The organism is Vibrio sp. 1078-1, assembly GCF_033340475.1.
Genome location: NZ_JAWOWM010000206.1, coordinates 1 through 816 on the forward strand (window position 1 = coordinate 1; position 816 = coordinate 816).

At 43.5% G+C, this 816-nt stretch carries 1 protein-coding gene and 1 pseudogene; both read right to left on the reverse strand.

Going from position 1 to position 816, the window contains the following annotated elements; genetic code table 11:
* A pseudogene (locus R7190_RS26620) lies at positions 1–162 on the reverse strand (DUF2787 domain-containing protein); the annotation flags it as partial.
* A gap of 100 nt (positions 163–262) precedes the next feature.
* Complete coding sequence (locus R7190_RS26625) at positions 263–763, reverse strand: hypothetical protein (protein ID WP_053300897.1); 501 nt, start codon at positions 761–763, stop codon at positions 263–265.
* Positions 764–816: the final 53 nt, after the last annotated feature.

Genomic DNA, 816 nt, shown 5'->3' on the forward strand with positions numbered 1-816 from the left:
ACCGCCGTTTTCCGAACTGTAGGAAGAATCTCGGAAGTTGATCACTACCGATTGGATCATGGGTGTCCATTTGCCTGATTCGCTGATCACTCGGTTTAAAGCATCTTGAAGATCGACACTGACAGGCAGCAGTAATCGCTCAACGTCAAAAGTTAAGTTCATAATAAAATCTCGTTTAGTTTGCTAAGGAAGCACTCTTGTTAAGTGCTCGGTATGAAAGCCTGAGTTGGCTTAGTGGATAAGGATTGATGTGGATTTGGGGTTATTCAGCTTTGGCTTCTGCGTCCACGAGAGACAGCAACTCATCACGACGTTGCTCGTAGTCTGGCGCTAGAACGTGAAGAAACACTGATTTCTCCGACTGGATGATAAGACCAAGCCCCCTGCAACAAGCAGCCATAAAACCAGCGTTATTCGCTGACTGCCCGGAAAAGACACACTTCATCACAGAACTCTTGAACGGCTTATCACCCTGCACATCTAGTACAGCGGTGATATCTTTAAGTGGGATCCAACTTCGACAATAAAGACCACCTCCTTGATTACCCGATATACGGATATAAAGTTCCTTCTCCCCTTGATGAATAGCAATTTCATAGAACAAATGATTTTCCGTTTTCGGCGATAGCTTTTTCGCTTTGCCTTCGAGCACGATATGAGTGAAATGGTCAACTGGTAACTCTTCCACGACTGTTACTTGTTCATTACCCTCTACGATTTCAGGTTGAACAGTTTCTTGTTTATTGCTTGGTTTACGTGCCATAGGACACCTCCTTTAAGATGGAATAATTCAGGTTTAATTTGGTTTTAAGATTC